Here is a 12,358-nt window from a genome sequence, read left to right as displayed (position 1 = left end):
ATGACGCGCGGCGCTGTAGCCGGCGAAGACAGCCTGTCGTGCCGCGGCGTCAGCGCCAACCCATCGCAGGCGCGACGTGGGTGAGGATCGCTTCAATGACATGGGCGTTATAGTCGACGCCGAGCTGGTTGGGGACGGTCAGCAGCAGGGTGTCGGCTTCGGCGATGGCTTGGTCTTCAGCGAGCTGCTTGATCAGGGCGTCGGGCTCTGCGGCGTAGCTGCGGCCGAAGATCGCCCGGGTCTTCTCGTCGATGAAGCCGATCTTGTCCTCACCGTCGTTGCCGTAGCCGAAATAGGCGCGGTCGCGGTCGTCGACCAGCGCGAAGATGCTGCGGCTGACCGAGACGCGCGGCTGGCGCGCGTGGCCGGCTTCTTTCCATGCCTCGCGGTATGCCCGGATCTGGTCGGCCTGCTGGACGTGGAAGGGCTCTCCCGTCTCATCGTCCTTCAGCGTCGAACTCTGCAGGTTCATGCCGAGCTTGGCCGCCCAGACGGCGGTGGCATTCGAGCTCGCGCCCCACCATATCCGCTCACGCAGGCCCTCGGAATGCGGCTCCAGCCGCAGGAGGCCGGGCGGGTTTGGAAACATCGGCCGCGGGTTCGGTTTGGCAAACCCTTCGCCGCGCAGCACTTCGAGGAGGACTTCGGCGTGGTGGCGGGCCATATCAGCCTCGCTCTGGCCTTCGGGCGGGGCATAACCGAAATGGCGCCAGCCATCGATCACCTGCTCGGGCGAACCGCGGCTGATGCCGAGCTGCAGGCGGCCGCCGGCGATGAGGTCGGCCGCACCGGCATCTTCAGCCATGTAGAGCGGGTTCTCGTAGCGCATGTCGATGACCGCGGTGCCGATCTCGATCCGGTCGGTTCTAGCGCCGACGGCTGATAGCAGCGGGAAGGGTGCGGCCAGTTGGCGGGCAAAATGATGCACGCGAAAATACGCCCCGTCGGCGCCGAGCTCCTCGGCCGCGACGGCAAGGTCGATCGACTGCAGCAGCGCGTCGCCGGCCGAGCGCGTCTGCGATTGGGGCGAGGGCGTCCAATGCCCGAACGAGAGGAAACCGATCTTCTTCATGCCGATGCCGCGCCTTGATCCGTTGTATCTGGGGTCGATCGGTCATGGCACAGTTTCGGTCTGGAAGACAATCGGAACCGGGTGGATGCGGTACATCACTTCTGCGGCATTGGCGCGCTAGCCGCCCCGCCGGGGCGGCGGTCAGGCGGGTGCGCCACAACGGCGAGATCAAATGGAACGGTGACCTGATCTACATCGCCGGGGCCTCGCGGGCGAACCCGTGGCGGTCGAGGAAACCGAGGATGGGCAGTGGGCCGCGCGCTTCTATGCTCATCCCCTCGGCGTCATCGATCCCCATCCACGGGAAACTGCGCCGGAACTGTAACCTATGTATCCGGTTCAATCTGTTACCCATCTTTCAGCTGGACAAGGCGGATGGGGGGTGAGCGGCAAAGCCGCGAATGCGCTGAGCGCAAGCGAAGAGCAGCATGAAGGGCGTATCGTGCGGCCCTCTCATCCGACCCTTCGGGCCACCTTCTCCCTGCGGGGAGAAGGGGGAACAAGCGGCGATCTCAGCCATTCCATAAATCATGCGCTGCCCACATTCTCCATCTGCTGCCGCACGCCATTGAAGACCTGCGCCGGCACGCGCAGCCCGGCATCGTCCTGGTAGAGGGCCTGCAGCTCGCCGAAGTGTTGGTCTGCGTCGACCGTCAGCGTGGCGAGACGATCGAAGCGCGCCAAGCCATCCGGAGATATTTCTTCCTCGGGCTGCGGCATCGATCCCCAATTGTCCCAAGGAAGCATCTCCATATTGTTGAGGGCGGCGAAATCGCGCACGAGATTCATCGCGATGAACCATAGGCCCGACTCGTCGAAGATGCCGAATTTGCCGGGGTCGGCGGTGCCGGCGCGGCAGCGCTGCCAGGTTTCGCCGGCGTTGAGGAATTTGCCCGGAGGCTGGTCGAGAGGATCGAAATCGAGTTTCAACGCAGCGCGCTGGAGGTCGTCGATCTGGAAGTCCGCAGACACCCAGCGCTCTCCGTCCCAATATTCGGTGATCCAGTGATCAATGCCCTTGCCGGCCTCGAAATACATGCCGAAGCCGCAGCGGGCGCGTGCCGGCACGCCCTGGGCCTTGAGTGCAGCGCAGGCAAGCACGGTGAAATTGCGGCATGTCCCGATGCTGCGCTTGTCAGGCGGGCGCGGGATGTCGAGGGGCGCAGGATCGATCGCCATGATCGTATCGAGTATCTCGCCCGCTGGCCGCGTGTGCGATTGCGCCCTTCGTTCCGGCGTCAGCACCTGATCGTAGTGTTGCGCCCAGGCATCATGCAGCAGCGTGCCGTGCACGGCGGCGGCAACGGCGCCGACGCCCTGGAGCGCGGCAACGGTAGGCGCATGCAGCCCGGCCGAGGTCATCCGGCCGGGTCGCGTGTAGAACTCGATGGAGCTCTCCTGTCCGCTCATGCCGGGCAGTATGATAAGTCAGGCGTGGCAGGGCAAGATCCCGCGGGCCATGCGTGAGGCCCGCGAGCGGCGTGGCTGGATTCCTGTGACAAGCACAGGACAGGAGAGGCGAGCGACTGTCAGGCATTTGCCAAGCGATTGGGGATGAGTTCCGACTGCATCCAATGCATTTCACTCTGAACGTGGTTGTCCCGCACATACTTGCCCATCCGAACTGGCATTTCGGCTTCCAGGAACGCATCAGCGATCCGAACGACAAACCCCTCCTGCTTGGTCCTATCCAGCGAGGCCGCAATATCCTCGAACAGGGCGGCTTTGTACGGTCCCCGATACAGAGTCGACACGGGAACGATGCTCAGTTCTTCGAACCGAGCCAGAGTCAGATCCCAGGATTGAACTTCGCCTTCGATAATCCATGCAAAGCCGAGGAAGTATGACGGCAGATCATCATAACTGATCGAGTGCCGGGCATAGAGGTTCTCGCCCACGATGCGTTCGCCGTCTGCCAGTTGCGGGCTGATCCCGGCGGCAAAGGCCTTAAGCCAATCGCGCGACGAATGGTAACGGCTGTCGGGGCTGCGGGCGTGAGAGCCACCCCGATGAATGGTCGTGTTCTCACCATCCATTTTCTCGGTGATGACAAGATCGGCGATCATCAGCCCGTCAAGCTTTGTCATGACCTTGTCGTCGCTTGTCGCTCCGGGCGAAATCGGCAGGTGATAGGTTCGTCCGTATTTTTTCATGGGATGAAGGCATAGCCGTTGGCGATTGCACAATGCAAGGTCGCCTTTAGGCTACAAGCTGCCCCTGATGGTACGCAACGCCCGGCTTTATTGATGCGATAATCGTCCGTGGATCGGCATCTTCGGCGACTGTCACGGCGATTGCCGACGGGTGCCCTGTCTGGTTGTCATCCTACGATCCATTGCGGTTTCTTCGAGCGGTCTCTGCTGCCCCTGAATCGCGCCTGCGCGACGATGGTCACGAACGCCTTGAACTCCGCGTAGTCGCTGCCGCGCATTATGCCTCGAGGTCGACATAGTCTGTTCGATTTATACAGTATTGTTGCCATGATCATCGCAGCCTAATTGCCGATAATTTCACCCTGAACCAAAAAACGCGAGAGCCGGTATGCAGACAGACAAAAAGCTCAGTGGCAGGGTCGCCCTCATTGCCGGCGCTTCGTCTGGCATAGGTGCGGCGACCGCTCTGGCGCTGGTGGAGGAAGGGGCAAGCGTGGCGATCGCCGCCCGCCGCATGCCGCGCCTCGAGGCGTTGGCGGAGCGCATCCGCGAGCGCGGCGGTGAGGTCCTACCGATCGAGGCCGACGTGTCCGACGAGGCACAGGCTGCGGCGATGGTGCAGCGGACGATCGGCGATTTCGGCAGCCTCGACATGCTGCTCTGCGTCGCCGGCGTCGGCGTTGCCGCGCCGTTCCGGAACACGACCACCGCCGAGTATCGGGAGATGGTCGAGGTCAACTTCCTCGGGCTGCTCTATCCGATCCATGCGGCGTTGCCGGCGATGCAGCAGCAGGGCGCCGGCCATATCGTCATCGTCTCCTCCGGCACCGGCCGCTACATTCATCCCTCGACGGTCTATTCCGGCACCAAGCATGCCGCGAGCGCTATGGCGGAATCGCTGCGGCGCGAGATTGGTCGGGATGGCATTCGCGTTACCTGCATCGAGCCTGGCGCCGTCAGGACCGAGTTTACCTCCCATATGCGCGCCAGTGTCCGCGAGGCGGTGGAACAAAGGCTTGGCGACATGGAGCAATTAGAGGCCGCGGACATCGCCGCGGCCATTGTCTATGCGGTGACGCAGCCGCGCAGGGTCAATGTCAATATCCTGACGCTCTACCCCACTGCGCAGGCGTGATTGTTGTGGCGATTGCCTCAAGCGGAAGGAGAGCCAACCGCCATAAATGCTGGAGATTGAGTCGGTTTTCGCGATGGCGGCGGGCTTTCGTTTGTTATGATGCAGTGGACGGCGTGGGGAGTGAGCCTCGGCGTAGTGCCCTGGTGTGTCTTCTCGTCTTGGCCGCGCGCCGTCGCACTGCAGCCGAGAGGATCGAAGCATGCGTTACACGTTCGCCATTGGTGATATCCATGGCTGTATCGATCCGCTGAACAGGATGATCGATCGGATCGCGGCCTATGCGCCTGGAGGGACCGTCGTCTTCGTTGGCGACTATGTCGATCGCGGGCCCGACAGCAAAAGTGTCCTCGACCGGATCATTGCCGGTCCATCGGAGCCTTGGAGATGGATCTGCCTGAAAGGCAATCATGAGGATATGATGGTCGCTGCCTATGCCGACGGTCAGAGCAGAGCCGTATGGCTCGGCAACGGCGGGCTGGAGACCGAAATATCCTATGGCGGCAGGGTTTTGCCGCAGCATCTGCAATGGGCGGCCGATCGTCCGCTCATGCATGTCGATCGGCACCGCATCTTCGTCCACGCCGGCGTCGATCCGGCATTTCCGCTGGACCGGCAGAGTCAGGACGATCTTCTATGGATGCGGTTCCTGGCCGGTGAGCCAGGCGAATATTGGGGCAAACACCTCGTCCACGGCCATACGCCATCGATGTCGAACCCGATGACGACAGGAAATCGCACCAACATCGACAGCGGCTGCGTCTTCGGCGGCAAGCTTTCCTGTGCGATCTTCGACGACGATATTGCCGGCGGGCCGATCGACTTTATCGAGGTGAGGGCACGAACTGGGTCGCTTTGGTAAGGGGACAAGGCCGGAGGCGGTTGAGCGGCAGTGCGGCTAGCTCCCTCTTCTCCCCGCTGGGGAGAAGAGATATCGGCGGCGTCGCGGAGCGTTACCGATCGCTCAGGCTCGCCAATTGGCGGCGAGCCGCAGCCAAGGCGCCAGGTGGAAGCTGCTCATCAGCAGGTACATGGGCACCATTCCGCCGATCGGGAAGGCATCCAGCGTCGTCATGCAAATCATGTCGGCGCTGCCGGTCGTGGCTGTCAGCAGCGCCATGACCGCGAATGTCGGGGCGGCAGCCAGCGACAACCAATCGGCAGTGTGGGCGGCGATCCGGCCGCCCGGCCTAGCGATGCCACTGCTCGGATTAGCAGCTGATGCGTCTGCTGCGGCGGCCAGCGAGAGCCATTCGGCGGCGTTGAGAGCGACGTTGCCGTCGCCTCGCTCTGGAGTATGGGCGGAAAGCAGCATCAGCGTCACTCCTTGCCGTACCGGTCGTGGTGGCGCCACCAGATGCCGGTTTCGTTGCGGCCCTTGGGGGCGCGGTCGAGCCATTGGTACATGCCCCATAACCCGTCCAGGCCGCGGGCATAGCTGGAATAGCTGTGGTAGACGGCGCCGTCGGCAAGCTCGAAGGCGCTGACTCCGGGCCGGTCGCGGGTGTAGGTCGCGACATCCGTTTCGGTCATGGCGGCGATCTGGGCGACCGGTCCCTCGCTGCCGCGCAGTTGCCATTCCTGCACGGTCCTGCCGGCCAATGGTTCGGAGGCGGACTGTTCGGGAGCGGGCGGCTCGCGGCGGTAGTTATATTCTATCCCGCCCTGGCGCTGCTGCTCGGGGGTGAACCAGACGCTGAAATCGCTGTTGAAGTCGCTGCCGGAGGAGGAGGCCCAGGGAAAGCTCCAGTCCATGCGCTGCCGGAATGCCAGAAGCTTTGCCAGCGGCGCGCGCGAGATCGCGGTGAAGGCGACGTCGTGGTTTTCGAGATGGACGAAGAAGCCGTTGAAGCCGTCGGCGATCGAGGAGCAGGAGGGGCATCCGGCGGTATAATCCGGCCCGAACATGAAGTGATAGACCAGGAGCTGCGAACGGCCGCCGAAGAGATCCTTCAGCGAAACGTTGCCGGCCTCGGTGTCGAAGCGGTATTCCTTGTCGATCCTCACGCGGGGCAATTGCTGGCGCTTCATCGCGAGCGCGTCGCTCTGCCGCGTCAGCGCCTTCTCCTCATCGAGCAGGTCGAGCCGCGCTTCCAGCCACTGCTGCCGTGTTCCGAGTTGTATTTTCATGGGTCTTCTCCTTTGCCTGTTTCTCGTCGTACCATCCGGCGCGGGGTTGCTTGCCGGTCGACGACAAAGCTACGGCCGGGCAGGGCAAGGGTGGGAGTGACAAGTGTGACAGGATTTGAATGGACTCGCTGATCACGGCAGCTGCGCGGGCGCTGGCAGTGGGAGATGCGCTCGGCGCGCTGAAGCGGGTGGCGCTGCGCGACGATGCGCCGGCGCTGGCGCTGCGCGGCATTGCGATGGCGCAGCTCGGCGATCTCGTCCGCGCCAAGGCGCTGTTGAAGAGTGCGGCGCGTGCTTTCGGCCCGCGGGAGGCGGTGGCGCGCGCCCGCTGCGTGGTCGCCGAGGCCGAGATCGCGCTGGTCTCTCGCGATCTCACCTGGCCGCCCAAAGCGCTGGAGGCGGCGCGCAAGGTGCTCGAAGCGCACGGCGATAGGATCAATGCCGCCCATGCCAGGAATGTCGAGCTTCGCCGGCTGGTGCTGATCGGCCGGCTCGACGAGGCCGAGCGGGCGCTCGAAACACTCGACCCGACGCCGCTGCCGCCGGCGGCAAGGGCTGCACATGAGCTTGTTGTCGCGGGTATCGCGATCCGGCGCCTGCAGACGAAAGCGGCGCGTGCGGCTCTTGGCCGGGCGAGGCAAGCGGCGCGCGAGGCCGCTATGCCGGTATTGACGGCGGAGGTGGAAAATGCCGCCGGCGTACTCAACGCACCCGTGGCACGGCTGATCTCGCGCTGGCGGGAAAGCCCGCTGCGGCTTGAGGAGGTGGAAGAGCTGCTAGGTTCGGGCGCGCTCGTCTTCGATGCCTGCCGCCATATCGTGCGCGACGATCAGCTTTCCGTGTCGCTGGCAACGCGGCCGGTGCTCTTCGTGCTCGCCCGCGCGCTTGCCGAAGCCTGGCCGGTGGATATGGCCAGGGGTACGCTCATCGCGCGCGCCTTCCGCGGCAAACATGCCGATGAATCACATCGCGCCCGGCTGCGCGTCGAGATCGGCCGGCTGCGCGCCGAGCTGCGGCAGTTGGCGGAGGTTTCGGCGACGAAACGCGGCTTTGCGCTTTCGCCGCGGCGCGCCGGCGAAACCGCCGTGCTGGCGCCGCTGGTCGAAGGCCAGCATGGGGCGGTGCTCGCCTTTCTGGCCGATGGCGAGGCGTGGTCGAGCTCCGCGCTGGCGATCGCGCTCGGCGCCAGCCCGCGGACCGTGCAGCGGGCGCTGGATTCGCTTGCCGGGGAGGGGAAGGTGCAATCTTTCGGACGCGGGCGGGCGCGGCGTTGGATGAGCCCGCCGCTGCCCGGTTTCCCGACGATCTTGTTACTCCCGGGACCGTTGCCAAGCGACTAGTATGGCCTGACAGATGAGGATGGCCCTGGTCAAACGGGGCAAACAGGACGGAAGAGATGAAAAAATCGGCTGCGACGATCATCCGTGAATATGGACCCTTTCCCGGCGCCGAGCGCGTCAACGGCGTCACCTTCGATGGTGAGCACGTCTGGTTCGCCTCGGGCGACAGGCTGAACGCGCTCGATCCCGCAAGCGGCGAGGTGGTGCGCTCGATCGAGGTTGCGTCCCATGCCGGAACGGCTTTCGACGGCGAGTTCCTCTATCAGATCGCCGAGGATGTCATTCACAAGATCGATCCGAAGACCGGCCGTGTCCTTTCCACCATCCCGGCGCCCGGCAATGGGGGTGATTCCGGCCTTGCCTGGGCCGAAGGCTCGCTCTGGGTCGGCCAGCACCGGGGCTGCAGGATCCATCAGATCGACCCGGAAACCGGCAAGATCCTCCGCACCATCGAATCCAACCGCGTCGTGACGGGCGTCACCTGGGTCGACGGCCAGCTCTGGCACGGCACCTGGGAGGGCGACGACAGCGATGTCAGGCGCATCGACCCGGAAACCGGCGAGGTGCTTGAGCGGTTGGATATGCCGGAGGGAACCGGCGTCTCCGGCCTCGAATCCGACGGCGCCGACTGCTTCTTTTGCGGTGGCGGCGCCAGCGGCAAGGTCCGCGCGATCAGCCGGCCGGCGCAGGGCAAGGAGGGGAAGTAGCCGATGCGACGTCGAAGGGGCCGACGCGGCATATCTCTCCCCAGCGACAATTAGCTCGCCAGCAATCCGGGCGCCAAGTTGGAAATCGACACCAGGGTCAAGCTGTGGGAATTTCAATCGAGTGCGCGATTGATTTCGCTACGTGACGATCTACTTTTGCGGCAGTGTCGGTCGAGGCCAGTTCGCAAAGCCGGTATGATCGTGGGGGAGAGACTTTGAAATATCTGCGCACGACGCTCGGGCCTAAAAGCAAAGCCGAACTTGGGATGATCCTCCCGCACGAGCACGTTTTCGTCGACCTCAGGACGCCGGACCAGCTCGGTTATGCCGAAGCAGAGATCGAAGACGTCGTTCGGCTGATGGCCCCCGAGATCGAGCGGATCAAGAAGCTCGGAGTGACGGCACTGGTCGAATGCTCGACGGGCGGCGTCGGACGCCGTGCGGATATAGATCTTGCCGTGTCGCTCGCGACGGATTTTCCGATCGTCGTGCCCACCGGCAATTACCGTGAACCCTGGATTCCCGAATGGGTCCGCGATGCCTCCGAGAAGGAGCTGGAGGCGTGGATGCTTCGCGAGCTGACGGAGCAGATCGACGAGACCGGGTTCCAGGCAGGCTGGATCAAGCTCAGCGCCGGCGATGACGGTATGACGGCGCTCGAGACGAAAATCCTGCGGGCAGCCGCGCGCGCGGCGGCCCAAACGGGCGCCGTCATCGGCAGTCATACGATCAGGGGACGGGTCGTCATGGACCAGCTCGATGTCATCGAGGCGGAGGGTTACAGGGCCGATAGGTTCATCTCGATCCACACGCAGGAGGAAAAGGATTTCGCCTATAACGTCGCTGTCGCCGAGCGAGGCGCCTGGATCGAGTATGACCATGTCGGCCGGGGCGGGGACAACGAGGTGGCGGAACTTGTGATCAAGGCGCTGCAGGCGGGCTGCGGCGATCGCCTGTTGTTGAGCCATGACCGCGGCTGGTTCGATCCGGCGCTGCCGATGGGCGGGATACCCAAACCGTATACCCATCTTTCCACGGTCTTGCTGCCCGAGCTGAAACGGCGGGGCATAGACGACGGGACCCTGATGCGCTTGACCCACGACAATCCGTTCGAGGCTTTTGCCCGATAGGGGGAGTGGCCCGGCGAAAGAATCCTGCGACAATCATGTCGCGATACCCCGCTCAAAGCCCGGTTCAGCCGACTGCGGTCACCTCAGCTCGGTGAGAGCGGAGTTCACTGATAATGCAGTGAGGACCGATCAAAAGCCGATCGGCAGATGATGAGAGCGTGCGTGCCTGCCGACAGCTTCGCGATCCACTCTATCTGAAGTGCGCGCAACTTGTCCGGATCGTGAGATCGGTCTGCGTCACGATGCCCTTGGCGGTGATTTCTCTCCGAGGCTGGCGATTTGAGAAGCGTCAGCTGACACGTTCAAGAATTCTCGGCGATAGCCGCCGCCCCGCGTTCGTCGAACAAAAGCGCCATGCTGATCGCATCGATGAACCGACCGTCGATATGTGCCGCACGTCGGATGATGCCTTCGCGGGCAAATCCCATCTTTTCGTAGAGAGCGATAGCACGGGCGTTGTCTTCATAAACATCGAGTTCGACCCGGGCAAAACCGCTTTTCTGTGCGGCTCTCAATGTCGTCTCGATGAGCCGTCGTCCGAGACCCTTGCCCCGATAGGCGGGAAGAATCCCCATTCCGAGTTTGCCGCGATGGGCGTGCGACGGGAAAAAATGCCGGCTGATGTCGCACCAACCGACGACTTCGCCTCCAGCGGTGGCTACGAATTGCGGATTGCCTTTCGCAATCATGCTCATGACGAACTCACGCGTCTGCGGCAGGGGCGTTGCTTCCAGCATGGACAGGTATTTTTTCTCCCGCGCGACCACGTCGAGCGCATGATGAAAGCTGTCAATATGAACGGCAGCGATCGGTTCGATCCTGATGCCTGACTTATCCGGCGATGCTGCTGCATCCATGTGCTTCTCCTTAACGATCGCGGAATGCCTATCGCAGACCTGCCGCAGGCCCGCACGGGAGCGCATAATTCACGGTCCGTCAACCTTTGCGTGTCAATTTCTCGGCAGCGGGCGCCATCAAAAGGTTGCAGGTATTGAAGGTCGGGCTCACATCCCACATTACATTCGTCTTGGTGACGCTCACCTGCGCGGCGGCCGCATTGCTGTGCGGATTTGCGTGGCTCGCGGCGGTGAAGGTCGATGATCTCTCCTTGCGCCGGCAGGCTGACTTCGTCGGCCAAGGACTGGAAGAGCAGATCGCGGCACTTCCCCGGGAGCAGGAAAGCGTCACCAGATGGGACGATGCCTTCCTTTATGCCAAGCAACGGAACCATGAATGGCTGCTCGACAATGTCGGCCAGTGGACGAGCCGGTATTTCGGGCACGACAGGACCTATATCTTCGACGATACCAATCGCCTGATGTTTGCGTTCCGCGACGGCGCGGATGCCATGCCGCCGCGGCTCGGTGACGACGACGGCCGAGAAGTGACCGCCCTCGCCGGCGAGATGCGCGCCGTTCTCGTCGAGCGAGCTGTAAAGCCCAGCGCCGAAGCGCTAGGTCAACTGGCCAAGGTTCGGACGATCATGATCGGCAACCGGCCGGCGATAACAAGCGCGCGTCCCATTCTCCCGAGCTCGGCCCGGATGCAGATCGAGGCGGGCCAGGAGTTCGTCGCCGTCTCGGTCAAGTTCCTCGATGGAAAGGCTACCGAAAGCGTTGCCCACTATGCGCGGCTCGAAGGATTGCATTTCGCGCCTTCGAAAGGGGAGGACGAGCGGGCGCAAGTGCCTGTGTCGTCCCATGACGGCGGCACCATCGGTTATCTCGTGTGGCCGCCTATCCTGCCCGGGTTCATGCTGCTTCGGCAAATCGCACCGGCGGGGCTCGGCTGCCTGGCGCTGCTGATCGCCGTCGTCTTCTGGCTTGGGCGAGGTCTGCATCGCACGTCACTGAACCTGCTGGACAGCCAGGCGCAACTCACCCACCACCGCAACCATCTGGAAGAGATGGTGGCCGATCGAACGGCCGAGATCGAAAGGCAGAGAGAGGAACTGGACCGCCTGCTGGTGCACGAACGCCAGGTGAATGCGCTCCAGCGCCAGTTCGTCGCCATGGCCTCGCACGAGTTTCGAACGCCGCTCGCCATCATCGACGCTGCCGCTCAGCGGCTTTGCCGCTCGACGACCAACGTCAGCGGCGATTACGTTCATGAAAAAGCCGGCGTGATCCGCAGCGCGGTCGTGCGCATGGTCGATCTGATGGAGAGTATCCTCGCCAGCGGTCGGCTCGAAACCGGACAGATCACACTGAAGCGTAGCGAAGGCGATCTGAAAGCCCTGCTCGTCACCTGCTGCGACAGGCAGCGCCACCTCAGCCGCTCGCATGTGTTCCATCTCGATCTCGAGCCCATACCGGATGTATTGACGTTCGACCGCAGCGCGATGGAACAGGTCTTCACCAACCTGATTTCGAACGCCGTCAAATATTCGCCCAACGCGCCTGACATTCGTGTTCGCGCCCGGGCCGACGAGAAAACGGTGGAGATCGCCATCTCCGACAGTGGTATCGGCATGGATGCGGAGGATCTGCCGAAGCTTTTCCAGCCCTATTATCGCGCCCGCAGCGCGACGGGCATTGCCGGAACCGGCATCGGCCTCAACGTCGTCAAGCAGGTCGTCGAACTGCATGGCGGCACCGTCGAGGTGACGAGCGAGCTCGGCAAAGGCACAACATTCACCATTCTTCTGCCAATAGAGTTTCTATTGTCGGATCAACAAGTCGCAGCTTAAGGAAG

General features: G+C 63.2%; 12 protein-coding genes and 1 pseudogene. 7 read left to right on the top strand and 6 right to left on the bottom strand.

Annotated features, from left to right (window positions below):
* Window positions 1–49: 49 nt before the first annotated feature.
* Complete coding sequence (locus HFO99_RS05055) at window positions 50–1,072, bottom strand: LLM class flavin-dependent oxidoreductase (protein WP_222359719.1); 1,023 nt, start codon at window positions 1,070–1,072, stop codon at window positions 50–52.
* A gap of 125 nt (window positions 1,073–1,197) precedes the next feature.
* Between HFO99_RS05055 and HFO99_RS33875 the strand changes: the two are divergent.
* Window positions 1,198–1,364 (top strand): annotated as a pseudogene (locus tag HFO99_RS33875) (integrase); the annotation flags it as partial.
* 236 nt (window positions 1,365–1,600) lie between these two features.
* Here the strand turns inward: HFO99_RS33875 and HFO99_RS05050 are convergent.
* Together HFO99_RS05050 and HFO99_RS05045 are read right to left on the bottom strand one after the other, a co-directional pair.
* The gene (locus HFO99_RS05050; RefSeq protein ID WP_222331632.1) at window positions 1,601–2,482 is read right to left on the bottom strand and encodes a transglutaminase-like domain-containing protein; all 882 of its coding nucleotides are present in this window, start codon (window positions 2,480–2,482) and stop codon (window positions 1,601–1,603) included.
* A 119-nt stretch (window positions 2,483–2,601) separates the two neighbouring features.
* A complete protein-coding gene (locus tag HFO99_RS05045; protein ID WP_222359718.1) occupies window positions 2,602–3,225 on the bottom strand; it encodes an RNA ligase family protein in 624 nt (207 codons plus the stop codon).
* Between the two features lie 388 nt (window positions 3,226–3,613).
* Here HFO99_RS05045 and HFO99_RS05040 point away from each other — a divergent pair, with 388 nt between their 5' ends.
* Complete coding sequence (locus tag HFO99_RS05040; RefSeq protein WP_222359717.1) at window positions 3,614–4,360, top strand: SDR family oxidoreductase; 747 nt, start codon at window positions 3,614–3,616, stop codon at window positions 4,358–4,360.
* 199 nt (window positions 4,361–4,559) lie between these two features.
* The gene (locus HFO99_RS05035; protein WP_222359716.1) at window positions 4,560–5,219 is read left to right on the top strand and encodes a metallophosphoesterase family protein; all 660 of its coding nucleotides are present in this window, start codon (window positions 4,560–4,562) and stop codon (window positions 5,217–5,219) included.
* Between the two features lie 102 nt (window positions 5,220–5,321).
* Here the strand turns inward: HFO99_RS05035 and HFO99_RS05030 are convergent, their stop codons facing one another.
* Window positions 5,322–5,672 (bottom strand): hypothetical protein, encoded by a 351-nt coding sequence (locus HFO99_RS05030; protein WP_222359715.1) that lies wholly within the window; start codon window positions 5,670–5,672, stop codon window positions 5,322–5,324.
* A gap of 5 nt (window positions 5,673–5,677) precedes the next feature.
* The gene (locus tag HFO99_RS05025; protein WP_222359713.1) at window positions 5,678–6,487 is read right to left on the bottom strand and encodes a DUF899 domain-containing protein; all 810 of its coding nucleotides are present in this window, start codon (window positions 6,485–6,487) and stop codon (window positions 5,678–5,680) included.
* Window positions 6,488–6,606: 119 nt separating this feature from the next.
* Between HFO99_RS05025 and HFO99_RS05020 the strand changes: the two genes are divergently transcribed.
* The 3 genes from HFO99_RS05020 to HFO99_RS05010 all read left to right on the top strand — a co-directional run bounded on the left by HFO99_RS05020 (window position 6,607) and on the right by HFO99_RS05010 (window position 9,664).
* Window positions 6,607–7,827 carry a helix-turn-helix domain-containing protein gene (locus HFO99_RS05020; RefSeq protein ID WP_222359711.1) on the top strand — a complete coding sequence of 407 codons (1,221 nt, stop codon included), beginning with the start codon at window positions 6,607–6,609 and terminating at the stop codon, window positions 7,825–7,827.
* 56 nt (window positions 7,828–7,883) lie between these two features.
* On the top strand, window positions 7,884–8,534 hold the full coding sequence (locus HFO99_RS05015; RefSeq protein ID WP_222359709.1) for a PQQ-binding-like beta-propeller repeat protein: 651 nt from the start codon (window positions 7,884–7,886) through the stop codon (window positions 8,532–8,534).
* A 215-nt stretch (window positions 8,535–8,749) separates the two neighbouring features.
* A complete protein-coding gene (locus tag HFO99_RS05010) occupies window positions 8,750–9,664 on the top strand; it encodes a phosphotriesterase (RefSeq protein WP_222359707.1) in 915 nt (304 codons plus the stop codon).
* 302 nt (window positions 9,665–9,966) lie between these two features.
* Here HFO99_RS05010 and HFO99_RS05005 read toward each other — a convergent pair whose 3' ends face one another.
* Entirely contained in the window at window positions 9,967–10,521 is a 555-nt protein-coding gene (locus HFO99_RS05005) for a GNAT family N-acetyltransferase (protein ID WP_222359705.1), read from the bottom strand.
* A gap of 86 nt (window positions 10,522–10,607) precedes the next feature.
* Here HFO99_RS05005 and HFO99_RS05000 point away from each other — a divergent pair, with 86 nt between their 5' ends.
* Window positions 10,608–12,353 (top strand): sensor histidine kinase, encoded by a 1,746-nt coding sequence (locus tag HFO99_RS05000; protein ID WP_222359703.1) that lies wholly within the window; start codon window positions 10,608–10,610, stop codon window positions 12,351–12,353.
* Window positions 12,354–12,358 lie beyond the last annotated feature (5 nt).

The sequence above is a fragment of the Rhizobium leguminosarum genome, assembly GCF_019798305.1.
Lineage (GTDB): Bacteria > Pseudomonadota > Alphaproteobacteria > Rhizobiales > Rhizobiaceae > Rhizobium > Rhizobium leguminosarum_U.
This window is presented reverse-complemented; position numbering and strand designations above follow the sequence as displayed.

Coding starts and splice junctions, on each gene's coding strand:
- HFO99_RS05055 (WP_222359719.1), bottom strand. CDS start 1,072: ATGAAGAAGATCGGTTTCCTCTCGTTCGGGCATTGGACGCCCTCGCCC.
- HFO99_RS05050 (WP_222331632.1), bottom strand. CDS start 2,482: ATGAGCGGACAGGAGAGCTCCATCGAGTTCTACACGCGACCCGGCCGG.
- HFO99_RS05045 (WP_222359718.1), bottom strand. CDS start 3,225: ATGAAAAAATACGGACGAACCTATCACCTGCCGATTTCGCCCGGAGCG.
- HFO99_RS05040 (WP_222359717.1), top strand. CDS start 3,614: ATGCAGACAGACAAAAAGCTCAGTGGCAGGGTCGCCCTCATTGCCGGC.
- HFO99_RS05035 (WP_222359716.1), top strand. CDS start 4,560: ATGCGTTACACGTTCGCCATTGGTGATATCCATGGCTGTATCGATCCG.
- HFO99_RS05030 (WP_222359715.1), bottom strand. CDS start 5,672: ATGCTGCTTTCCGCCCATACTCCAGAGCGAGGCGACGGCAACGTCGCT.
- HFO99_RS05025 (WP_222359713.1), bottom strand. CDS start 6,487: ATGAAAATACAACTCGGAACACGGCAGCAGTGGCTGGAAGCGCGGCTC.
- HFO99_RS05020 (WP_222359711.1), top strand. CDS start 6,607: ATGGACTCGCTGATCACGGCAGCTGCGCGGGCGCTGGCAGTGGGAGAT.
- HFO99_RS05015 (WP_222359709.1), top strand. CDS start 7,884: ATGAAAAAATCGGCTGCGACGATCATCCGTGAATATGGACCCTTTCCC.
- HFO99_RS05005 (WP_222359705.1), bottom strand. CDS start 10,521: ATGGATGCAGCAGCATCGCCGGATAAGTCAGGCATCAGGATCGAACCG.